Genomic DNA, 22,466 nt, shown 5'->3' with positions numbered 1-22,466 from the left:
GCAAAAAACATGGGGCAGCCGTGGCCGCCCCGAATCATTCGCCCGGCCACCGGCCCGAAGGCCGGCGGCGTCGCGGATCTTAGTGGCCCGAGGCGCCTTCCGCCCCGATGCCGGTTTCCGAACGCACCTTCTGCGCCAGGTAGCCCGCACGGTCTTCCTTGGCACGCGCGCTGTTGTCGAGGATCGAGAACAGCCAGATGCCGATGAAGCCCGCGGCCATCGAGAAGAGCGCCGGCGAGGTGTAGGGGAACAGCGCCGACCCCTTCGGGTTGCCGAGCGTGGCTTCCCACACCGACGGCGACACGACCGTCAGCACCACCGCGGTAGTCAGGCCGAGGAAACCGCCCCAGCACGCGCCGCGGGTCGTGCAGTCCTTCCACAACACCGACATGAACAGCACCGGGAAGTTGGCCGAAGCCGCAATCGCGAAGGCCAACGACACCATGAAGGCGATGTTCTGCTTCTCGAACGCGATGCCGAGGACGACCGCGATGATGCCCAGCGCCACCGTCGTCATGCGCGAGACGCGCAGTTCGGACGCGGAGTCGGCATTGCCGTGCTTGAACACCGTGGCGTAGAGGTCATGCGACACCGCCGAAGCGCCCGATAGCGTGAGACCGGCAACCACCGCCAGGATCGTTGCAAACGCAACCGCGGAGATGAAGCCGAGGAACACGTTGCCGCCGACCGCGTTGGCGAGGTGGATAGCGGCCATGTTGCTGCCGCCGATCAGGCCCTTCGCATCGAGGAACTGCGGGTTGGTCGAGACCAGCACGATCGCGCCGAAGCCGATGATGAAGGTGAGGATGTAGAAGTAGCCGATCCAGGTGGTCGCCCAGAACACCGACTTGCGTGCTTCCTTGGCATCCGGCACGGTGAAGAAGCGCATCAGGATGTGCGGCAGGCCAGCCGTACCGAACATCAGCGCCATGCCGAAGGAAATCGCGGAGATCGGATCCTTGATGAAGGAGCCCGGTCCCATGATCGCCTGACCGAGAATGCCGGCCTCTTCGGGAGTCTTGCCTGCAGCGGCTGCCACGCCGGCCTTGACGCGCACCGCGTCGGCGAACAGCGCTTCCGGCGAGAAGCCGTAGGACAGCAGCACCATGAAGGCCATGAAGGACGCGCCGGCGAGCAGCAGGCAGGCCTTGATGATCTGCACCCAGGTGGTTGCGGTCATGCCGCCGAACAGCACGTACACCATCATCAGCGCACCGACGATGACGACCGCCATCCAGTACTCGAGGCCGAACAGCAACTTGATCAGCTGGCCGGCGCCGACCATCTGCGCGATCAGGTAGAAGGCCACGACGACCAGCGTACCCGAGGCCGCAAAGGCGCGGATCGGGGTCTGCTTGAAGCGGTACGCCGCGACGTCGGCGAAGGTGAACTTGCCGAGGTTGCGCAGGCGTTCAGCCATCAGGAAGGTGATCACGGGCCAGCCGACGAGGAAGCCGATCGAGTAGATCAGGCCGTCGTAGCCGTTGGCCATGACCGCGGCGGAAATACCGAGGAAGGACGCGGCCGACATGTAGTCGCCGGCGATCGCCAGACCGTTCTGGAAGCCGGTGATGCCGCCGCCGGCGGTGTAGAAGTCGGCCGCCGACTTGGTCTTGGCTGCAGCCCACTTGGTGATCCACAGCGTGCCGGCCACGAACGCCGCGAACATGAGGATCGCGGTCCAGTTGGTCGCCTGCTTCTCGGCCTGACCGAGGTCAGCGCCCGCCGCCAGTGCGGCGCCCGCTACCAGGGCGAGCGCGAGCCCGCCGCCGTATTTCATGAAGCGGCCGCTCATTTGCTGCTCTCCTTGACGATGTCCCGGGTCAGCGCGTCGAACTCGGAGTTCGCGCGACGGACATAGAGGCCGGTGATGATGACCGTAAACACGATCACGCCGAGACCGACGGGAATACCCACGGTCATGACGCCGTCGCCGAGGCGCTGTGCGAACAGGTCCTTGTTGAACGCGATGACTGCGATATAGCCGTAATACACGACCATCATGATCGCCGTCAGAATCCAGCCGAACGACGAGCGGGCGCTCACGAGCTTCTGGTACTTCGGGTTGGCGACGATTCTTGTCACCATATCGTTTTGCATGTCTCCCTCCTTAAAGCGGTGGTCAGCCGGGAATTTTCTCCGGTTGCCGCAACCTTAAAGCGGGAGACTTACGACGCCCTTACGCGCGCTTACAGGAGAGCATCCGACCGCAAGGCCGGCCGTCCCGCCTAACCGAGCGGGAAATCACCGTACACCTGGATCGGCGGCGGGACATGACCGCGCGGGAAGACGACCTGCACCAACGTACCCCGCCCACCTGAATTGGGATTGAGGGTGACGGTCGCACGATGCAGCTCGGCAATCTCGCGCACGATCGGCAGCCCCAGGCCGGAACCGTCCTCGCCGCTTCCGAGCACCCGGTAGAAGCGCTCGAACACGCGCTCGCGGTCGGCTTCGGGTATACCGACGCCGGTATCCTCGACCTCCAGAATCGGCGCGCCGGCGTAACGCGTGTTCGCTGTGACGCTGCCGCCCGCGGGCGTGTACTTGATCGCGTTGTCGACGAGATTCTTGATCATCTCGCGCAGCAGCACCGGGTTGCCCTCGACCGTCAGGGGGTCCGAGCCCCCCTCCACGCCGAGGTCGATGTTCTTTGCCTGGGCGCGGGGAAACAGATCCAGCGCGACGTCCCGCACCAGCGCACGCAGATCAATAGTTTCCACCGCATAAAGCTTCTCGAAGCTCGCCTCGGCGCGTGCGAGCGACAGCAGCTGGTTGATCAGGTGGCTCGCGCGCTCCGTGCTCTGGGCGATGCGCGACAGCGACTCGCGCAGCATGACAGGATCGGATTCCTGCAGCGCGAGTTCGGTCTGCATGCGCAGCCCGGTAAGCGGCGTGCGCATCTGGTGCGCGGCGTCGGCGATGAAGCGCTGCTGGGCCTGAAGGTTTTGCTCGAGGCGGGCCATCATGTCGTTGAAGGCGACGATCAGCGGGCGGACTTCCTCGGGTACGCTCGCTGCCGCGATCGGCGAGAGATCCGTGGGACGACGGCGGCGGATCAGGCTCTGCAGGCGGTTGAGCGGCGCGATGCCGCGCGTGAGCCCCACCCACACCAGCACGACCGCGAGCGGGATGATGGCAAACTGCGGCAGCAGCACGCCCGTGACGACGCGCGAGGCGAGGTCGCTGCGCTTGTTGCGGGTTTCGGCGACCTGAACGAGCACAAGGGGACTGACGGGTTCGGGCCAGGGACGCAGGAACTGGTACGCGATACGCACTTCCTCGCCATGAATGACGTCATCACGGTACAGCACGTCCTCGGGAATCAGGATCGGGGGCGCCGACGCCCCGCCGATTTCGCGATCCCCGGTGATGAGGTCGCCCCCCTCGTGCGCGACCTGATAGTAGACGACGTCATCCTGGTCGGCTCGGAACAGCGCCCGCGGCGGCGCGGGGAAATGCACCGCGACCTTGCCCCCCTCCTCCACCGAGACCAGGCGCGCCAAGGCGCGCACACTGTCGGCGAGCGCGCGGTCATACGGCTGGTTGGCGATGTTGTCGGCGACGTTGTGCGTGACGATGATGGAGATCGGCCACAGGAACAGCAGCGGCGCGAGCATCCAGTCGAGGATCTCGCCGAACAGCGAGTTCGGCTGCGCCGGCGAGCGTGCGCCCGCCGCCGTCTTGTCAGGCTTTCGCCGCCTGGCCAGCATCCACCGTTTCCAGGCAGTACCCCAGCCCGCGTACCGTCACGATGCGCACGCCACTGTCTTCGAGCTTCTTGCGCAGGCGGTGAACGTACACCTCGATCGCGTTGCTGGAGACTTCCTCGCCCCAGCCGCACAGGTGATCGACGAGCTGGTCCTTGCTGACGAGGCGCCCCACCCGCAGGACGAATACTTCCAGCAGGCCGATCTCGCGCGCGGAGAATTCGACCACCTGGCCGTTGATCTTCACGACGTGGTCAGCCTGATCGTAGGAGAGACTGCCGACCTCGATGCAGCGCGCCTGGCCGGTGCCGCGACGGGTAAGCGCGCGTACGCGCGCCTCCAGTTCCGGCAACGCGAAGGGCTTCGTGAGGTAGTCGTCCGCGCCGGCATCGAGGCCGCGCACGCGATCCTCGACGCCGTCCTGGGCGGTGAGAATCAGGACCGGAATGGTCGACTTGCGCGCACGCAGGCGCTTCAGGACCTCGATACCGGGCAGGCGCGGCAGGCCCAGGTCGAGGATCACCAGATCGTAGGGCTGCGATGCCAGCGCAGTATCGGCCTCGGCGCCGGAAGCCACGTGATCGACCGCAAAACCGCCACGCCTGAGGGCACGGCACAAGCCGTCGGCAATGACGGAATCATCTTCCGCAAGCAGAATCCGCATGGAATCAGGATGTAAGTTACATGTAAGCGGGCGCGCCTAGATTTACACCCGCTGTTCTCCTTTACCCGGTCAGAGGAATGGCCGCGCCGCCAGCGCGCCCACTCCCGGGAGCTTCCGACAGAATTCTCCGGAAACTCCCGACCGCCTTTTTTGTCCGTCCCCCCGATTATCACATGCTTCGAGCGCCACCGCGCATCGAGGCCCGTTCTTGCGCGCATGGCGTCCGCCAGAAAGCACAACGGCCCCGCCGAAGCGGGGCCGTTGTGCCGGGCACGAATGCCTGGGTACATGAGGCCTGACTGAGGCGGGCCTCAGTCGGACCTCAGGGACATTACATGCCCATGTCCATGCCGCCCATACCACCCATGCCGCCCATACCACCCATGCCGGCGCCCATCGACGGCTTGTCTTCAGCCGCCTCGCCAACCATGCAGTCGGTGGTGAGCATCAGGCTGGCCACGGAGGCGGCATTCTGCAGCGCGGTGCGGGTGACCTTGGTCGGATCCAGCACGCCCATCTCGACCATGTCGCCGTACTCGCCGGTAGCAGCGTTGTAGCCGAAGTTGCCCGAACCTTCGACAACCTTGTTCACCACCACGGAGGGTTCGTCACCGGCGTTGGCGACGATCTCGCGCAGCGGCTGCTCCATCGCGCGCAGCACGATCTTGATGCCGGCGTCCTGGTCGTGGTTGTCACCCTTCAGGCTGGCCAGGCTGACACGGGCACGCAGCAGCGCAACACCGCCGCCGGGGACGATGCCTTCTTCGACCGCAGCGCGGGTCGCGTGCAGCGCGTCTTCGACGCGGGCCTTCTTTTCCTTCATTTCGACTTCGGTCGCAGCACCGACCTTGATGACTGCCACACCGCCGGCCAGCTTGGCCACGCGTTCCTGCAGCTTTTCACGGTCGTAGTCGGAGGTGGCCTCCTCGATCTGCACGCGGATCTGCTTGACGCGCGCTTCGATGCGGTCGGTCTGGCCGGCGCCGTCGATGAGGATGGTGTTTTCCTTGCCGATTTCGATGCGCTTGGCCTGACCGAGGTCGGTCAGGGCAGCCTTCTCGAGGGTCAGGCCGACTTCTTCGGCGATGACCTGGCCGCCGGTCAGCACGGCGATGTCTTCCAGCATGGCCTTGCGGCGGTCGCCGAAGCCCGGAGCCTTGACGGCGCAGGTCTTCAGGATGCCACGGATGTTGTTCACGACCAGGGTGGCCAGCGCTTCGCCATCGACGTCTTCGGCAACGATCAGCAGCGGACGGCCGGCCTTGGCAACCTGTTCCAGCACCGGCAGCAGGTCACGGATGTTCGAGATCTTCTTGTCGAACAGCAGGACGAAGGGGTTGTCGAGGATGGCAACCTGCTTGTCCGGGTTGTTGATGAAGTAGGGCGACAGGTAGCCGCGGTCGAACTGCATGCCTTCGACGACGTCCAGCTCGTTGTTCAGGCTCTTGCCGTCTTCGACGGTGATGACGCCTTCCTTGCCAACCTTGTCCATCGCGCGGGCGATGATCTCGCCGATATCCGAGTCCGAGTTCGCGGAGATCGAACCGACCTGGGCGATTTCCTTGTTCGTCGAGCAGGGCTTCGACAGCTTCTTGAGCTCTTCGATGGTGGCGATGACAGCCTTGTCGATGCCGCGCTTCAGGTCCATCGGGTTCATGCCGGCGGCGACGTACTTCATGCCTTCGCGGACGATCGACTGGGCCAGCACGGTCGCGGTGGTGGTACCGTCACCGGCGATGTCGGAGGTCTTGGAAGCGACTTCCTTGACCATCTGCGCGCCCATGTTCTCGAACTTGTCCTTCAGTTCGATTTCCTTGGCGACGGACACGCCGTCCTTGGTCACCGTCGGGGCGCCGAACGAGCGCTCGAGCACGACGTTGCGGCCCTTCGGGCCGAGGGTCACCTTGACGGCGTTGGCCAGGACGTTGACACCGGCAACCATGCGGTCGCGGGCGGAATCACCAAACTTGACTTCTTTTGCAGCCATTCTTCATTGCTCCTTGAATTCTTTGGATCGGTCCGACCGGGGCACTCAGGCCTCGACGACACCCATGATGTCTTCTTCGCGCATGACGAGCAGCTCGTCGCCTTCGACCTTGACGGTCTGGCCGGCGTACTTGCCGAACAGGACCTTGTCGCCAACCTTGACGGCCATCGGACGAACCTTGCCGTCGTCGAGGATCTTGCCGTTGCCGACGGCCAGCACTTCGCCCTGATCGGGCTTCTCGCCGGCCGAGTCGGGGATCACGATGCCGCTGGCGGTTTTGCGTTCGGCTTCGAGGCGCTTGACGATCACGCGATCATGCAAGGGACGGATTTTCATTGAGTCACTCCTTGTTATCACATCGAGCACGGGCATGGCCCGTCTGGAAAATTCGCTGTGGCCGCGGGGGTTCCCCGGGACCGTTAGCACTCATTGCCAACGAGTGCTAATAATAGGGACGCACTTTTGGTATTTCAAGTGCGGCCCGACGATAAATCTCGAAGTGCCAAAGGCGCACGAATCCCTTCGAAGATGTCGTTTGCTCCGCTTCGCCGTGTTTCATAGCATGAACCCTGGGCAGATCCCGGACGTGAAGCGCCGACGGCGGAATCGTCGTGAACTCCCGCGCCCCGGCACGTGACCGGGCCGCTGCTTCGCCTTAGCGCCTGCAGCTCACAATTTTTCACACGACACATTCCGGCCACGGCGTGGACCGGGGGTGTCCCGCATGTCGAGGCCGGGCATGGCAAACGCTCTTTGGCACATCCTGGCAGGCCCCTCGTGCAGCCAGATGCTCGCCGATCTGGGTGCCGACGTGATCAAAGTCGAACACCCCGGCTCGGGATACGACACCCGCACTTAGGGGCCGCCGTGGCTGAAGGACGAGCACGGCGCTGACTCACCGGGCTGTACGCCGCGAACGCGATCCTCGCTGCGCTGGCCGGCAACCCACGTTTTGCGACCAATGCGGAACGGCCAGCCAGGCCGGCCGCAACTGCCCGGCGCCCTCCCCCGGCGGATCGGGGGAGGCGGCGCGGCCTCAGTCCTTGAGGACCGCAGCCATCGCTTCAGCGACGTACGCGACGTTTCGGGTGTTGAGGCCGGCGACGCACATGCGGCCGGAGCGCACGAGGTACACGGCGAACTCCTCGCGCAGGCGGTCGACCTGCTCGGGGCTCAGGCCCGTATAGCTGAACATGCCGCGCTGCTTGATGAAGTAGCTGAAGTCGCGCCCGGGCACGCGCGCAGTGATCACTTCGTGGAGCTCCCGCCGCATCGCACGGATGCGGTCGCGCATCGCGTCGACCTCGCCGGTCCATTCGCCGTACAGCGCGGGGTCGTCCATCACCATCGCGGTGACGCGCCCGCCGTGGAAGGGGGGGCTGGAGTAGTTGCGGCGCACGGTGAATTTCATCTGCCCGAGCACGCGCGAGGCCTCCTCGGCGTCCTTGCACACGATGGAGAGGCCGCCGCAGCGTTCGCCGTAGAACGAGAGGTTCTTCGAGAAGGAGTTGCTGACGAGGAAGCTCACGCCGGCATCGGCAAGCGCGCGGATGGCGAAGGCGTCGTCGTCGAGGCTGTCGCCGAAGCCCTGGTAGGCGATATCGAGGAAGGGGATGAGATTGCGTTCCTTCGCGACGGCGATGACTTCGCGCCACTGCTCCTGCGACAGATCGACACCGGTCGGGTTGTGGCAGCACGGATGCAGCAGCACGATGGCGCGCGCCGGCAGGGTCTTCAGCGTCGCGAGCATGTCGGCGAAGCGCACACCGCCGGTGGCCGCGTCGTAGTAGGGGTAGTCATGCACCGCGATGCCGGCGCCCTCGAAGATCGAGCGGTGGTTATCCCAGGTCGGGTCGCTGACCCACACCTCGCTGGCGGGGAAGTAGCGCTTGAGGAGGTCGGCACCGACCTTGAGCGCGCCCGAGCCGCCGATGGTCTGGATCGTGGCGATGCGCCCGGCCTTGAGCGCGGCATGTTCCGGGCCGAACAGCAGGCGCTGCACGGCGGCGCGGTAGTCGGCCGCGCCTTCCATCGGCAGGTAGGAGCGCGGCAGCGGGGTCGCGGCAAGTGCGACCTCGGCCTTGCGCACGGAGCCGAGCAGCGGAATGCGGCCTTCTTCGTCGTAGTACAGGCCGATGCCGAGATTGACCTTCTGCGCACGCGGGTCGTGCATGAAGGTTTCGACGAGGGTGAGGATGGGGTCGCCGGGATAGGCGTCGACGTGTTCGAACATGGGCAAGCGGCTCCGCGGTAATCGGTCGGGTTGAACGGTCGCTCGCGGCGGCGCCGAAGCGACACGGCGCGCGCAGGCGTGCAAGTACGGGAGTGTATCTGATCGGGTCCGCGCGTCGCCCATCGGACCGGCCAGGCATCGCTCGGGGGGGGCATGCGGGATAATATGGGCAGTGATGATCGCCCGCGCCACGGAGTGCCGCCGAGCGTGTGGTAACCATCCCTGCGACATGGAATTAGTAACTTTGTGTGACAATATTGCGAATACGCCTTAGGTTATAGCCATACGGACGGATGCAACCCGCCATGCCTTCAAGAACATTCCTTGTCCCGCTGCTCGCGGCTGCCCTGTGCGCAGCCGGTGCACTCGTCGCCCCCGCTGCATCGGCCGGCGAGCAGGCCTACAAGGCGGTGGCCGCCGTGCGCAAGCTGGTCGCCTCGGGCCAGATCCCTGCGGGCTCCCGGCTCACCCTGGGGTTCAAGCAGGGCAACGTCAATGCATTCCTCGGCACCGACCTGGCGCTGCAGAAGGAGTGGGAGAGCCTGACCGGCATCGTGCTCGACGTGCACATCGTGCCGCAGCAGCCGATCCGCGAGACGCTGCGCAGCACCCCCGACATCGACATCTTCGTGGCGCGCAACCACGAGTATCCCGACCTGCTGGCGGACGGGTTGATCACCGACATCGGGCCGCTCATGGCCGAATACGGCTACCGCTTCGACGACAACGTCAGCGACGGGTACATCCGCCCGGAACTGCAGTCGAAGGCCGGCGAGCGCACCGTCGCCATTCCGGCCGACGGCGATGTGGTGCTGCTGTACCTGCGGCGCGACCTGATGGAAGACGCGCAGGAACGGGCAGCCTTCCGCAAGCTCCACGGGCGCCCGCTCGCGCCGCCGAAGACCTGGACGGAGTACGAGGATCTGGTGCGCTTCTTCCACCGTCCGACGCAGGGCCTTTACGGAGCGGCCGAGGAGCGCGACGAGGAAGGCGCCTGGATGTTCTGGATGCCGCGCTTCCTGTCGTCCGTCGCACCGCACGCGGAGCTGTTCGACGAGCAGATGCGGCCGCGTCTCAACACCCCGGGCGCCATCGCCGCAACGGAAAACTACGTCGCGCTGGTGAAATACTCGCCGCCAGGCATCACCGATCCGGGCCGGAACTACAACTTCACGCTGCCGCAGTTTGCCCAGGGCAAGGCCTTCGCGACGATGAACACCATCGCCGGTGCGCGCATGTTCAACTCGGAAGGCTCGGCGGTGCGCGGCAAGTTCGCAGCGGTCCCGCTGCCCGGCACGCGCGTAGATAACCGCATCGTGCGTCAGAACACGCTGATCTACGGTAACAACCTCGTGATTCCGCAGTCGGCGCGCAATGCGCGCCTCGCCTTCCTGTACGCGATGTGGCTGACCGACGCCGACGTATCGACGCGCTCGATCGGCGTGGCGGGTGGATTTGCCGACCCGTATCGCTGGAACCACCTGCGCGACGCGCGCATCCACAAGATCTACACGCCGGAAGCAGTCGACGCCTTCGCTGGGGAATGGGCCGTGACGCAGCCGGCCGGCACCGGACTGCGCGGCGATGCCCAGTATCTCGCCGCGCTCGACCGCAACCTGACCGCCGCCGCCCGCGGCGAGATCGGGGCACAGGAAGCGATGAGCCGCACGAGCAGCGAGTGGGAACAGATCACCGAGAAGCTCGGCCGGCCCGAGCAGGTCCGGCAGTGGGCGGAGTTCCGCCGCCAGTTCGGTAGCCGGCAATGAATCACATGCACACCCCCTCCCCGGTGGTTGCCGTGCCGGTCCGGCGGAGCCCCTTCCGCCAGTCGCTGCTGGTGCGGCTGTCTACGATGTTCGCGCTGGGCGGGCTGCTCGTGGTGGCCATCCTGCTGATCGGCAACCGCGTGCTCGAGGATGCGAAGCAGCGCCTCGAAGATACCGTCATCCGCCAGGTGCAGCCGCTCGCCGCAACGCATCGCCTGCAGACGCGCAGCAACGAGCTGCGCACGCTGGAGCTCGAACTGCCCACGGTGCGCGACGTGTTCGCGCTGCCGCAATACGCCGAACGCATGCAGGTGGAAATCGAGGCGATGACCGCGGAACTGGCGCCCTTCCTCGCCGTGCTCGCGTCCTCGCGCCCGGACGACGCGCGGCGGCTGGAAAGGCACTGGGCCAGCTACCGCGGCGACCTGCAGGAAGTCATCCAGCTCGCGGGGAAGATGGATCTTGCCGCCGCGGAGGCGATCACCAGCACGCGCACGCGCACGGCGCACGCGGCGATCTCGTCGATCCTGCGCGAACTGGTCGGCGCGACCGAGCAGGCCGCCACCGAAGCCTACCGGCAGGCGCGCGACGAGCAGCAGCGACAGCAGCGCTTCTTCCTCATGCTGTCGCTGGGCGGCTTCCTGTTCCTCGCAGCGGGGCTGGTGGTTTTCGCGCGCTCGCTGTCGCGCCGGCTGCGCACGGTGCGCGATGCCGCGACCCGGCTTGCCGCGGGCGAGCATCGCGAGCCGATCGCCATCTCCGGCAACGACGAGATCAGCGACCTGGGCCAGGCGTTCAACGCCATGCAGGAGATCGTCGTGTCGCGCGAACGAAGCCTTCGCGCCGCCCAGGAGGATCTCGAGGATCGCGTGGCGCAACGCACCCAGGCGCTGGCGACGGCCAATGCGCGGCTGTGGATGCTGTCGCAGGCTGTCGAGCAGAACCCCATCGGGGTGCTGATCGCAAGCGCGGACCGCAGCGTGGAGTATGCCAATGCGGCCTATGTGCGCGTCACCGGCCGTCCCGCCGACGCGCGGCTGGCGAGTTCGCTGCCCGAGGCGGCCGACCCGGAACGCAGCCGGGAGGTCGACGCGCAATTCCGCACCGCCCTGCTGGCCGCCCAAGACTGGGATGGCGAGCGCCGCAGCCGCCGCCCCGACGGCAGCGAATACTGGGAGCACCTGCGCCTGGTCGCGATGCGCACCGAGCAGGGCCGGGCGGAGCACCTCCTGCTGATGCGCGAGGACATCACCGAACGGCGCACCCAGGAGGAGAAGGTCGCCTACCAGGCCTATTACGACAGCCTCACGGCGCTGCCGAACCGCACGCTGGCACTCGACCGCCTGCAGCAGGCAACCGGGCGCGCGGCGCGCGAGGGCACGATGTGCGCCGTGATGTTCATCGATCTGGACAACTTCAAGCAGATCAACGATACGCTCGGCCACGTCGCTGGCGACGAGCTGCTGTGCCAGGCGTCCGTGCGCCTGCGCTCGGTGATCCGGGCCGAGGACACCGTCGCGCGCCTGGGCGGAGACGAATTCCTCATCATTCTCGGCGTCGCGCAGGCGAGCGATGCCGACGCGGTCGCCGCCAAGATCATCCAGGCCTTCGCGCCGCCCTTCCAGATCGAGGGGCGCGAGTTCGCGGCCTCGCCCAGCATCGGCGTATCGCTCTTCCCCGACGACGGCAACGATCCGTCGGTGCTGCTGCGCAATGCCGACCTGGCGATGTACGAAGCAAAGGATGCGGGCCGCAACACCTTCCGCTTCTTCAACCAGAAGATCCACGACGACTCGGTCGCACGCATGGAGATGGAGCGCGAGCTGCGCGGTGCGCTGGAGCGCGGCGAACTGCAGGTGCATTTCCAGCCGCTGGTGGCCGCGCGCGACTGCCGGCTGGTCGGCGCGGAGGCGCTGCTGCGCTGGACCCACCCGGTGCTCGGGCGTGTGCCGCCGGACCGCTTCATCCCCATCGCCGAACAGAGCGGGCTGATCGTGAACATCGGCAACTGGGTGCTGGATCAGGCCTGTGGCCACGCGGCGCGCTGGCGCGAGGCCTGCGGCGGCGAGTTCGTGATCGCGGTGAACGTCTCGCCGCGCCAGTTCGCCACGCCCGGCCTCGTCGACACGATCCGGGCCTGCGTCGAGCGCCATGCGATTCCGCGCAACCAGCTCGAGATCGAGGTCACCGAAGGGCTGCTGATCCGCAACCCGGGCGAAGTGCGCGAGGCGATGCTGGCGCTGGAGGCGATCGGCGTCACCGTCGCCCTCGACGACTTCGGCACTGGCTACTCGTCGCTGAGTTACCTGCGCGCCTTCCCCTTCCACACGATCAAGATCGACCGCAGCTTCATCCGCGACCTCTCCGAGGACGCCGAAGACTGTGCGCTGGTCGTCGCTGCCATCCGCATGGCCCGCGCGCTGGGTCTGCGCGTGGTCGCCGAGGGGGTAGAGACCGAGGTCCAGTCGCGCTTCCTCACCGACCAGGAATCGGACGTCCTGCAAGGATATCTTTTCGGTCCGCCGATTCCGCCTGAAGATTTTGTCGCTGATTGGGTGCACAATCCTACTCGACGGGCATTCTCATCATGAGAGGACATGGGCAAGGGCGGCGGAACGAGACCGGGCAGACCGGGCGCTGACGACAAGTCGGGCGGGCGGAGGGAGCTCATCGCAGCGACCGGCGCACGTCTGGGCATGTTCGTCGTCGAGCTCGACCGCCCGTGGGTCGGCACCCCCTTCCTGCTGCAGGGCTTCCTGATCGACGACGACAGGACGCTCGAACAGCTGGGTGAATGCTGCCGCTTCATCTACATCGACCGCAGCCGCTCGATCGGGGAGCACTATGCCCCCCCGCAGGACGACGCCGGGGCGCAGCACGCGGGCCATGCGGCGGCACGCCAGGCGGTAACGGATGCCGGACCGGGCGCCAGCGGCAACCAGCTGAGCTTTCTCGAAGCGCTCGCACTCGTGCGCAAGGGCGGCCTGGACGCGGCCGCAGCACGCCGGCTCGCAGGCGATGCGGTCGGCGACCGGCCCGAAACCCACTCCGTGGAACGCGAACTGGTCCGCGCGTCTCCCGTGATGGCGGAGGCCGAAGCGGTGTTCGAGCAAGTCATCGCGGACGTGCGCGAGAACCGCAAGCCGGACATCGCCCAGGTGACGGAGTGCGTCGACGACATGCTGCAGAGCGTCAAGCGCAACCCCGACGCGCTGCTGTGGCTGATCCGCCTCAAGAAGTACGACCGCTACAGCTACCACCACGCGCTCGACGTCACCGTGCACCTGATGGTGTTCGCCCACAGCATGGGCTTTTCCGAGGACGGCGCGACCGTGCTGGGCGTCGCCGGCATGATGCAGGACGTCGGCAAGCTCCGCCTGCCCGAACGCGTGCTGCAGAAGGCCGGCCGCCTGAGCCGCATCGAAATGGAGATCGCCAAGTCGCACGTCGAGTTCTCGACCCAGATCATCCTGCAGGACGCGAATCCGATTCCGGGCCTGCTCGAGATCGTCAGCCGGCACCACGAACGCATCGACGGCTCGGGCTACCCCGCCGGACTGCGCGACGGGGCCATCGGCCTGCGCGCCGAGATGGCCGGCCTCGTCGACACCTTCTGCGCGATGACGAGCAAGCGCGCCTACGACGAGCCGCTGAGCACCCAGCGAGCGCTCGAAGCGCTGGGCCGGCAGCGCGACGTGAAGTTCTCGGCCAACGTCGTCGACGGCTTCATCCAGTGCATCGGCCTGTATCCCGCCGGAACGCTGGTCGAACTCAATTCCGGCGAAGTCGCCGTCGTCATCGCACAGAACCGCGTGCGGCGCTTGCAGCCGCGGGTGCTGGTGCTGCTGTGCTCCGACAAGACGCCGAACAATCATCCGCCGACACTGGATCTGCTCTACTCGCCGCTGACACCGGCCGGCGAACCGTACCGGATCCTGCGCGCACTGCCCACCGGCGCCTATGGCATCGACCCGTCGGAGTTCTACCTATCCTGACCGCGCCCTCGCCCGCCCTCCCCAGCCGCGCGGCCGAAATGCTCGCCGTGGTCGGCTATTCCGCAGCCGATGCAGCGGCCTTGCGGGCGTTCGCGCTGACCGTCCCCGCCGGTGCGCTCGACGCCGCGTTTGCCGCATGCCTCGAGCGCAATAACGCCCGTCCGCCCGTGCCCGCCGATACCGTGCTGTATGCGCGACTGCTCGACCGGCCGCTATGGGGCACGAACGAATGGCTCGAAGCGCTCGTCGGAACGTGGCTGGACTGTCAGCAGCACGGGAGCCAGCCGACCCTGCCGGCCGCCGCCTGCGCCTGCCTCGTCGAAGCGGTGCGCGCCTCGCTGCATGCCGACGGCCACCCGCCGGGAAGCGCCGACTGCGACATCGTCGTCGCGGCGGCGAAGCTTGCGCAGGCGGTGCAGGCAACGCTGACGACCGCCTCGCTCGCGCGGCTCGACCGGCGCCTTGCTGCCGGCGAAGGCGTCGACCCGCTGACCGGCCTGCCCACGCGCACGCAGTTCGTGCACACGCTCGAGCGCTGGATGAACCAGCCGGAGCGAAAGCCCGTCGGATTGCTGCTCCTGCACGTCACTTGGGGGACGGGAAGCCCGCAGCAGCTCAGCGCGCAGCGCGACCGGCTGCGCAGGCAGCTCGGCGACGCGATGAGCAGCGCGCTGCGCCCCGGCGACATGCTGTGCTCGATCGCAGACCAGGAATGGGCGCTGATCATGCCCGAACTGCGCAGCACCGGCCAGGTGCAATTGGCCGCGCGCCGGCTGATCGAAATCTGCGAACGCTCGCCCGAGCACGGCATCCCGCAACTGCGCGGCGCGATCCATGCGGGCACGGCTTGCGCGCCCGACGACGGCGACACCGCCTACGATCTCGAGCACGCAGCCCGCGCCGCACTGCTTCGCGCGATCCGCGCCGACATGCCGGTGGTGTGCTTCCACGCCGACATGATCGCGCGCATGGAGCACGAACTCGACCTCGAGCGCGACATCGCGCGCACGATCGCCCATCCTCCGTTCCAGATCTGGCTGCAGCCGCAGATCCATCTCGGCACCGGTCGCTGCGCGGGCGCCGAGGCGCTGTTGCGCTGGCAACGCGAGGACGGCGAATGGGTTTCCCCGCCGAAGATCATCGATATCGCCGGCCGTCTGGGCCTGATGCCCGATCTGACGCGCTGGATCCTCGGCCAGACGGTGCGCACGCTGTCCGAACTCGATGCGCAGGGCATCGAGATACCCGTGTCGCTCAACCTCGTCGCCGAAGACCTGCACGACGAGGACCTGCCCCACCTTGTCGCCCAGACCCTTGCGACCTGGCGCGTTCCCGCGCCCAGCCTGGTGCTGGAAGTCACCGAAGGCGCCCTCATCTCGGATCGCGATCGCGCCGGCCGCGTGATCCAGGCCCTGCGCGCGCTCGGCTGCGGCGTGTCGCTGGACGACTTCGGCACGGGGTTTTCGTCGTTCGCCTACATGCGCGACCTTCCCGTCAGCGAGCTCAAGATCGACCAGCTCTTCGTGCGCGACATGCTGCGCTCGACCCGCGATCACGCGATTGTCGCCACGGTGCAGGCGCTCGCGCACGGTTTCGGGATGCGCGTGGTGGCCGAAGGGGTCGAGGACCAATCCACCGCGGACGAGCTCCGACGCATGGGCTGCGACCTCGCGCAGGGTTTCCTGTACGCCCGGGCGATGCCGGCGGCGGATTTCGTGCCCTGGGTGAGGGCACGCAACCCGGACTGAGCCCGCTCCACGCCCGTCGTCAGAACGCGATCGCGATGCCGAGATGCAGACGCAGGCGCCGCTCCGCCTGCCCCCAGGCGAGGTCGAGGGCGAGCGGGCCGGCCGGGCTCTTCCAGCGCGCGCCGACGCCGTAGCCCTTCTTCAGCTCGAAAATATCGCGGTCGTCTGCCGCATCGCCCGCGTCGATGAAGGCCGCCGCGCCCCACTGCGGCCGAAACCAATGCACGTACTCGGCGCTCGCCACCGCGAGGTAGCGCCCGCCGACGATCGCATCCGCCTCCTGCACGCCGAGGCTCTGGTAGGCGTAGCCGCGCACGGTCTGGGTGCCGCCGGTGCGGAAGAGGAAATCCTGCGGCACGCCGTCGCGGCTCTTCGCCAGCGTCGCACCGGCCTCCGCACGCAGGATCAGCACGTCACGCCCGGCCACCGGCAGGTAGCGCACGTAGCGACCGTACAGGCGCACGAAGTTCTGGTCCGACAGCAAGGCGCGCGAGCCGCCGCCGATCTCGACCTGCAGCACGTCGCCGCGACGGGGATCGAGCGCGTCGTCGACCATGCGCCGCGTCCATGACCAGTTCAGCGTCAATGCCTTGCGCCGGGTCGTGTCGCCGCCGTCGAGCTTTCGCTCCTCCTGCTGCAGGCGCAGCGCGAGCCGCGTATCGATCGTGGTGCCACCGGCGATCGCACGGGTGTTCGTACGCGCCACACCCACCGCCTGCGTCATCAGCGTGAGTCCCTCGACGGTGCTGTGTTCGGCCGCGGCGCCGACGCTGTCGCGATGGCCCTCCGGCGCGGGCGGCAGGAACACGTCGGCAAACAGCGACTGGCGCAGCTGCTCCACGCGCAGGGCGCTGGCGAGCTCCCAGCCGCGGCCGAACAGGTTCATGTCGCGCCAGCTGATCTCGCCGCGGAAGCCGGTATTGCTCGAATAACCGGCACCGAAGCCGAGCTGGCGCGAGCGCGCCTCGGAAACCTGCACGCGCACCGGCACCGCCGCGGCGAGCGCGGGGTCGCGCTCGATGTCGACAACGACCGAGGCGAACTGCGGTACGTTCTGCAGGGTGCCTTGCAGCGCCAGCAGCTCGTCCTGATTGAACGGGCGACCCGGCTGCAGCCTGCTGAAACGCTCGACGAGATCGGCCGGGAGATTCTTCAGCCCGGACACCTCGATCGGGCCGAGGAAGAAGGGCGGGCCGGAATCGACCGTCACGGCCAGGCGCACGGTCGCCGCATCGGGATCGACCTCGGCACGGCTGTCGGCGATCCGCGCCGCGGCGTAGTCGCGCGATGCGACATCATCGAGGAGACGCCGCTTGGCATCGTCCCAGGCCGACTGGCGGAACACCTGCCCGGCGGCGAGCGGCCAGGCATTGCGGAGCTGCGCACGCCGCACCGCGAGCGCCTCGCCTTCGCCGCCCAGCGCACCTTCCAACTGCACGTCGACGGCGACGACCTTCGCCGGCGTGCCCGGCACGACGGTGAGCTTCCAGTCGTCCTCGTCCTCGCGCTCCAGCCGCACTTCGGGCGAGAAATAGCCCTCGGTCGCGAGCAGCTCGGCCGCCTCGCGCCGCGCACGGCGCGCGAGCGCGATACGGTCGGCACGCTCGGCGGGCAGCGTCTGGTCGGACCGGTTGAGGATGCGCAGGTGCCGTTCGAGTAGCAGGCGTACGCTCTCGGGCGCATCGAGCTGCACGCGCAGGGGCTGTTGCGCCGCGGCGAGTGGCGGCAGCAGGGCAAGGCACAGCGCCACGAACGCGCGCGCGCCGGACGCTCGGACACGACGGACGGTCATGGCCGGATTGTACCGGCCACGACCGCTGCTGCGCGCCGTTACGCTCAGTTGCCCATCGCCATCAGGCTCGCATTGCCGCCCGCCGCCGCGGTGTTGATGCTCAGCGTGCGCTCGGCCACCAGTCGGCCGAGGTCGTACTCCGGCTGCGGACGCACCAGCGACAGGATCGGACCGTCGCGGCGCGCGAGGCGCACGCGCCACTCGTCCGCGGCCCCCTCCTCGCCCTCGAACAGCAGCGCCCCGAACTCGCCGTCGAACCATTTCGCGTCGATGCGCACGCACCCGGCGATCTCCGCCGGCAAGGCCGCGAGGAACTTGCGCGCGAGCGCATCCTCGCCCAGCACGAGGCCGTTGCCGGTCGCGAGGGCCGCCATCAGCTGGTGGCAGTGACCGGCCATCGAACCCGCCACCGCCGCGACCGTGCCGCGCGGCCTGAAGCTCAGGCTGTTGTCCTCGCCGGTCGGCCCCGGCAGCGCGAGCCGCAGGTTGGCGAGGTGATGGCTGCGGTAGGCCTCGGCGCGCAGGCGCAGCGCCATCGTGTCGTCGCCCTCCACGAGCGCGCGGCCCGCCTCGTCGACCCACGCGGCGAAGCGCTCGAAGAGCTCCGGCACAGCCGTTGCCGTCGCGAACTCCGCGCCTGCGCTGCGGCGCAGCAGGCGATGCAGGTACAGCGGCCCGCCCGCCTTCGGACCCGTGCCCGAGCGGCCTTCGCCGCCGAAGGGCTGCACGCCGACGACCGCGCCGATCATGTTGCGATTGACGTAGATGTTGCCGACATGGGCGCGCGCGACGATGTCGTTGATAGTCTCGTCGATGCGCGAATGGATGCCCAGCGTCAGGCCGTAGCCGGTGGCGTTCACCTCGTCGACGACGCGCATCAGCTCGCGCGCCGGGAAGCGCAGCACGTGCAACACCGGGCCGAAGACCTCGCGTTTCAACTGCGACAGCGAACGGATCTCGATCATCGTCGGTGGCACGTATGTGCCCTTCGCACATGCCCCGGGAAGCGGCAGCTGGAACACCTTCGCGCCATCCTTGCGCATGGCCTCGATGTGGCCGAGCAGCCCGGCCTGCGCCTCGGCGTCGATCACCGGGCCGATGTCCGAACGCACGTCGGCGGTGTTGCCGACCGTCAGCTCGCGCGCCGCGCCCTCGATCATCTCGATCACGCGGTCCGCGATGTCCTCTTGCAGGCACAGCACGCGCAGGGCCGAGCAGCGCTGACCGGCCGAATCGAAGCTCGACGCGATCACGTCGCCGACGACCTGTTCGGGCAGCGCCGTCGAATCGACGATCATCGCGTTCTGGCCGCCGGTCTCGGCGATCAGCGGCACGTCGCCGCCACGCGCGGCGAGCGTGCGATTGATGATCATCGCGACCTCGGTCGAGCCGGTGAACATCACCCCGCGCACGCGCGCATCGCGCACCAGCGCCGCACCGACGAGCTCGCCGCGGCCGGGCAACAGCTGCACGACCGCATCCGGCACCCCCGCCTCGCGGAACAGGCGCACCGCCCAGGCCGCGATCAGCGGCGTCTGCTCGGCCGGCTTCGCGAGCACCGGATTGCCGGCGCCGAGCGCCGCGGCGACCTGTCCGGCGAAGATCGCCAGCGGGAAGTTCCACGGGCTGATGCACAGCACCGACCCCAGCGGCAGATGCTGTGCGTTGTCGAGCTCACGCGCCTGCTGCGCGTAATAGCGGCAGAAATCGACCGCCTCGCGCAGTTCGGCGATCGCGTTCGACCACGACTTGCCGGCCTCGCGCACCGCCAACGCGATCAGCGCCGCCCCGTCGCGTTCGAGCAGATCCGCGGTGCGCTCGAGGCACTCGGCACGCTGCACCGGCAGACGCGCCGCCCAGTCGTGCGCGGCCGCCTCGGCCGCGCACAGCGCCGCCTCGACTTCCGCCAGGTCCGCCTCGATGACTTCCCCGACGACATCCTCCAGGTCGGCGGGATTGCGCACCAGCTGCGGCGAACCTTCGATCACGAGACCGGCCACCAGCGGCCCGGCCGCATGACGCTGCCTGCCGCTCTGTACCAGCGCGGCGGCGATCGCGGAACGCACCGGCTCGCTCGACAGGTCGAAGCCCTGCGAATTGCGCCGCCCCTGTCCGTACAGGTCCTTGGGCAGCGGGATGCGCGGATGCGGCGAGCCGGCGAGCGGCTCGGCGAGCGCGACCGGATCGCGGACGAGTTCCTCGACCGGCACGTTCTCGTCCACGATCAGGTTCACGAAGCTCGTGTTGGCGCCGTTCTCCAGCAATCGGCGCACCAGGTAGGCGAGCAGCGTCTCGTGGCTGCCTACCGGCGCATAGATGCGCACCATGCGGCGCAGCGCCGGGTCGCCGACGATCTGGTCGTACAGCGGCTCGCCCATGCCGTGCAGGCACTGGAACTCGTACTCGCCGTTGCGGTAGTCGCCCTCGGCCATGTGGATGATGGACGCCATCGAGTGCGCGTTGTGGGTCGCGAACTGCGGATAGATCACGTCGCGCGCGGCCAGCAGCCGTTTCGCGCACGCGAGGTAGGACACGTCCGTGTATACCTTGCGCGTATACACCGGATAGCCCTCCAGCCCGTCGATCTGCGCACGCTTGATCTCGGCGTCCCAGTAGGCGCCCTTCACCAGGCGCACCATCAGGCGGCGCTGGTTGCGGCGGGCGAGGTCGACAATCCAGTCGATCACGAAGGGGGCGCGCTTCTGGTAGGCCTGCACGACGAAGCCGATGCCGTCCCAGCCGGCGAGGTCCTTGTCCTCGACCAGCGCTTCGAGCAGGTCCAGCGAGATGTCGAGCCGGTCGGCCTCCTCGGCGTCGATGTTGAGGCCGATGTCGTAACCGCGCGCCAGTTCGCACAGCAGCTTCAGTTTCGGCAGCAGCTCGCCGAGCACGCGCTCGCGCTGCGCCCAGTTGTAGCGCGGATGCAGCGCCGAGAGCTTCACCGAGATGCCGTTGCCGTCGACCACGCCGCGCTTCGCGGAGCCGTTGCCGATCGCGTGGATCGCGTGCACGTAATCCTTGTAGTAGCGCTCGGCGTCCGCCGCAGTCATGGCCGCCTCGCCGAGCATGTCGAACGAGTAGCGGTAGCCGCGCGTCTCGCGCTCGGCGCCGCGCTCCAGCGCTTCCTCGATGGTGCGTCCGGTCACGAACTGCTCGCCCAGCAGACGCATCGCCAGGTCCATGCCCTTGCGGATCAGCGGCTCGCCGCCGCGCGTCAGCAGCTTGGAGAGCGCGCTGGCGAGCCCCTCCTCGCTGCGTGTCGCGACCAGACGGCCGGTGATCAGCAGCCCCCAGGTCGCCGCGTTCACGAAAAGCGACGGGCTCTGGCCGAGGTGGGCACCCCAGTCGCCGCGCGACAGCTTGTCGCGGATCAGGCGGTCGGCGGTCGCCTTGTCGGGCACGCGCAGCAGCGCCTCGGCCAGGCACATCAGCGCGACGCCTTCCTGGCTCGACAGCGAGAATTCCTTCATCAGCGCATCGACGCCGCTCGAACGGGCGCGCTTCGAGCGCAGGCCGACGACCAACTGGCGCGCAAGGTCATGGATGCGCCGCTGCATGACCGCGTCGACGCGCGCGGCCTCGACGAGCGGCGGCACGCATTGCGGCTCGGGGCTGCGGCAGGCGTCGAAAATATGCCGGCGCAGTTCCGGACGCGGGTCGGCAGGGATGGCGGCGAGAAGGTCAGGATTGTTCTGGGTGCTCATGGGGGAAAACTCCGCAAAGGATTCCCGGCGGGGTCTCCACCCGCCGGCCCGGACGGACGACTTCGCCCGTCGAAAACCCGATTCTTCACCCAACATCCTAGTTTATGGCTCCGAAATTCCCTTCCAATAAGCCATAATTCCTGCGAATTTCTCTTCTTTTAGACGAATAGCCTGCAGGCAAACGGAATGGACCGCATCGATCTCAAGATTCTCGCCGAACTCCAGAAGGATGCCCGCGTGTCATTCGTCGAGCTCGCACGCCGGGTCGGCCTGAGCAAGACCCCATGCGCCGAGCGGGTGCGCAAGCTGGAGGAAGGCGGCGTCATCCGCGGCTACCACGCGGATCTCGACCCGGTGGCGATGGACCGCGCGCACGTCGTGATCGTGCAGGTGCTACTGAGCGGCACGACCGCGCACGAACTGAAGCTCTTCAACGAGGCGGTGCAGCGCATCCCCGAGATCCAGACCTGCCAGATGATCGCCGGCGACTTCGACTACCTGCTGACGGTGCGCACGCGCGACATCCAGACCTATCGCAGCGTGCTGGGCGAGAAGATCTCGGAGCTGCCGTGCGTCAAGCAAACGCACACCTATGTGGTGATGGAAGTCGTGAAGGATGAGAAGACGATAGAGATACGGACCGGCGAGGGACGGCGGTCGGCATGAGGATTTTCGAGTCGATCGAGCGGGATTGACGGGTCGGTCCGTGCCTGCGTGAACCACCCCGCGGCCCGATGCCCTCAGCCGGGCAGAAGGCACCGGACCGCCTGGCATCGGAACGGGTGGGCGAATATCGAGGCCGATGGGATGGTACGAACTTCCGCCCGTGCGCGGGCCGGGGGCGGGCGGGGCGCCCCGGAACGGGGC

14 protein-coding genes and 1 pseudogene are annotated in these 22,466 nt (G+C 67.6%); 6 read left to right on the top strand and 9 right to left on the bottom strand.

All coding sequences use genetic code 11. The annotated features are described in order from the left end of the window. Nucleotides 1-79 precede the first annotated feature (79 nt). The 6 genes from AzCIB_RS03860 to groES form a co-directional block, all read right to left on the bottom strand. The gene (locus tag AzCIB_RS03860) at nucleotides 80-1,795 is read right to left on the bottom strand and encodes a cation acetate symporter (protein WP_050414671.1); all 1,716 of its coding nucleotides are present in this window, start codon (nucleotides 1,793-1,795) and stop codon (nucleotides 80-82) included. After that, a complete protein-coding gene (locus AzCIB_RS03855) occupies nucleotides 1,792-2,100 on the bottom strand; it encodes a DUF485 domain-containing protein (RefSeq protein WP_050414670.1) in 309 nt (102 codons plus the stop codon). Before AzCIB_RS03855 ends, AzCIB_RS03860 begins: the two co-directional genes overlap by 4 nt. A 128-nt stretch (nucleotides 2,101-2,228) precedes the next feature. Next, a complete protein-coding gene (locus AzCIB_RS03850; RefSeq protein ID WP_050414669.1) occupies nucleotides 2,229-3,713 on the bottom strand; it encodes a sensor histidine kinase in 1,485 nt (494 codons plus the stop codon). Next, the gene (locus AzCIB_RS03845) at nucleotides 3,688-4,374 is read right to left on the bottom strand and encodes a response regulator transcription factor (protein WP_050414668.1); all 687 of its coding nucleotides are present in this window, start codon (nucleotides 4,372-4,374) and stop codon (nucleotides 3,688-3,690) included. Before AzCIB_RS03845 ends, AzCIB_RS03850 begins: the two co-directional genes overlap by 26 nt. Nucleotides 4,375-4,705: 331 nt before the next feature. Then, nucleotides 4,706-6,361, bottom strand: a complete 1,656-nt coding sequence (groL, locus tag AzCIB_RS03840) for a chaperonin GroEL (RefSeq protein WP_050414667.1) — start codon at nucleotides 6,359-6,361, stop codon at nucleotides 4,706-4,708. A gap of 45 nt (nucleotides 6,362-6,406) precedes the next feature. After that, nucleotides 6,407-6,697, bottom strand: a complete 291-nt coding sequence (gene groES, locus AzCIB_RS03835) for a co-chaperone GroES (RefSeq protein WP_004311482.1) — start codon at nucleotides 6,695-6,697, stop codon at nucleotides 6,407-6,409. A 403-nt stretch (nucleotides 6,698-7,100) separates the two neighbouring features. Between groES and AzCIB_RS23630 the strand changes: the two are divergent. Beyond that, nucleotides 7,101-7,217: pseudogene (locus AzCIB_RS23630) on the top strand (CoA transferase); the annotation flags it as partial. A 180-nt stretch (nucleotides 7,218-7,397) separates the two neighbouring features. On the opposite strand, the gene AzCIB_RS03830 reads toward AzCIB_RS23630, so the two are convergent. Continuing rightward, a complete protein-coding gene (locus tag AzCIB_RS03830) occupies nucleotides 7,398-8,594 on the bottom strand; it encodes an amino acid aminotransferase (protein WP_050414665.1) in 1,197 nt (398 codons plus the stop codon). Between the two features lie 305 nt (nucleotides 8,595-8,899). Here AzCIB_RS03830 and AzCIB_RS03825 point away from each other — a divergent pair, with 305 nt between their 5' ends. Genes AzCIB_RS03825 through AzCIB_RS03810 form a run of 4 tightly spaced genes read left to right on the top strand, consistent with a single transcriptional unit; the run spans nucleotide 8,900 to nucleotide 16,103 of the window. Then, a complete protein-coding gene (locus AzCIB_RS03825) occupies nucleotides 8,900-10,360 on the top strand; it encodes an ABC transporter substrate-binding protein (protein ID WP_050414664.1) in 1,461 nt (486 codons plus the stop codon). A gap of 5 nt (nucleotides 10,361-10,365) precedes the next feature. Further along, on the top strand, nucleotides 10,366-12,951 hold the full coding sequence (locus AzCIB_RS03820; RefSeq protein WP_198149610.1) for an EAL domain-containing protein: 2,586 nt from the start codon (nucleotides 10,366-10,368) through the stop codon (nucleotides 12,949-12,951). Between the two features lie 6 nt (nucleotides 12,952-12,957). Further along, nucleotides 12,958-14,355: a cyclic di-GMP phosphodiesterase gene (locus AzCIB_RS03815; protein WP_232299350.1), complete on the top strand. Its 1,398-nt coding sequence runs from the start codon at nucleotides 12,958-12,960 to the stop codon at nucleotides 14,353-14,355. Nucleotides 14,356-14,393: 38 nt separating this feature from the next. After that, entirely contained in the window at nucleotides 14,394-16,103 is a 1,710-nt protein-coding gene (locus AzCIB_RS03810) for a putative bifunctional diguanylate cyclase/phosphodiesterase (protein WP_232299349.1), read from the top strand. A 19-nt stretch (nucleotides 16,104-16,122) separates the two neighbouring features. On the opposite strand, the gene AzCIB_RS03805 is transcribed toward AzCIB_RS03810, so the two are convergent. Both AzCIB_RS03805 and putA read right to left on the bottom strand, forming a co-directional pair. Beyond that, nucleotides 16,123-17,895 (bottom strand): autotransporter assembly complex protein TamA, encoded by a 1,773-nt coding sequence (locus tag AzCIB_RS03805; RefSeq protein WP_050414662.1) that lies wholly within the window; start codon nucleotides 17,893-17,895, stop codon nucleotides 16,123-16,125. A 44-nt stretch (nucleotides 17,896-17,939) separates the two neighbouring features. Then, on the bottom strand, nucleotides 17,940-21,599 hold the full coding sequence (gene putA, locus AzCIB_RS03800) for a trifunctional transcriptional regulator/proline dehydrogenase/L-glutamate gamma-semialdehyde dehydrogenase (protein WP_050414661.1): 3,660 nt from the start codon (nucleotides 21,597-21,599) through the stop codon (nucleotides 17,940-17,942). A gap of 186 nt (nucleotides 21,600-21,785) precedes the next feature. On the opposite strand from putA, the gene AzCIB_RS03795 reads away from it, so the two are divergent. Continuing rightward, complete coding sequence (locus AzCIB_RS03795) at nucleotides 21,786-22,265, top strand: Lrp/AsnC ligand binding domain-containing protein (protein ID WP_050414660.1); 480 nt, start codon at nucleotides 21,786-21,788, stop codon at nucleotides 22,263-22,265. The last annotated feature ends 201 nt before the right edge of the window (nucleotides 22,266-22,466 follow it).

The organism is Azoarcus sp. CIB, from assembly GCF_001190925.1.
In the GTDB taxonomy this organism is placed as follows: Bacteria; Pseudomonadota; Gammaproteobacteria; order Burkholderiales; family Rhodocyclaceae; genus Aromatoleum.
Note: the sequence above shows the minus strand (reverse complement) of the source record. Positions and strands in the feature narration are given on the sequence as shown.

Bases quoted from the DNA above. Each gene is read 5' to 3' on its own strand.
- groES (WP_004311482.1), bottom strand. From the start codon at position 6,697: ATGAAAATCCGTCCCTTGCATGATCGCGTGATCGTCAAGCGCCTCGAA.
- AzCIB_RS03830 (WP_050414665.1), bottom strand. From the start codon at position 8,594: ATGTTCGAACACGTCGACGCCTATCCCGGCGACCCCATCCTCACCCTC.
- AzCIB_RS03805 (WP_050414662.1), bottom strand. From the start codon at position 17,895: ATGACCGTCCGTCGTGTCCGAGCGTCCGGCGCGCGCGCGTTCGTGGCG.
- AzCIB_RS03795 (WP_050414660.1), top strand. From the start codon at position 21,786: ATGGACCGCATCGATCTCAAGATTCTCGCCGAACTCCAGAAGGATGCC.
- AzCIB_RS03845 (WP_050414668.1), bottom strand. From the start codon at position 4,374: ATGCGGATTCTGCTTGCGGAAGATGATTCCGTCATTGCCGACGGCTTG.
- AzCIB_RS03815 (WP_232299350.1), top strand. From the start codon at position 12,958: ATGGGCAAGGGCGGCGGAACGAGACCGGGCAGACCGGGCGCTGACGAC.
- putA (WP_050414661.1), bottom strand. From the start codon at position 21,599: ATGAGCACCCAGAACAATCCTGACCTTCTCGCCGCCATCCCTGCCGAC.
- AzCIB_RS03810 (WP_232299349.1), top strand. From the start codon at position 14,394: ATGCTCGCCGTGGTCGGCTATTCCGCAGCCGATGCAGCGGCCTTGCGG.
- groL (WP_050414667.1), bottom strand. From the start codon at position 6,361: ATGGCTGCAAAAGAAGTCAAGTTTGGTGATTCCGCCCGCGACCGCATG.
- AzCIB_RS03855 (WP_050414670.1), bottom strand. From the start codon at position 2,100: ATGCAAAACGATATGGTGACAAGAATCGTCGCCAACCCGAAGTACCAG.
- AzCIB_RS03825 (WP_050414664.1), top strand. From the start codon at position 8,900: ATGCCTTCAAGAACATTCCTTGTCCCGCTGCTCGCGGCTGCCCTGTGC.
- AzCIB_RS03850 (WP_050414669.1), bottom strand. From the start codon at position 3,713: ATGCTGGCCAGGCGGCGAAAGCCTGACAAGACGGCGGCGGGCGCACGC.
- AzCIB_RS03860 (WP_050414671.1), bottom strand. From the start codon at position 1,795: ATGAGCGGCCGCTTCATGAAATACGGCGGCGGGCTCGCGCTCGCCCTG.
- AzCIB_RS03820 (WP_198149610.1), top strand. From the start codon at position 10,366: ATGCACACCCCCTCCCCGGTGGTTGCCGTGCCGGTCCGGCGGAGCCCC.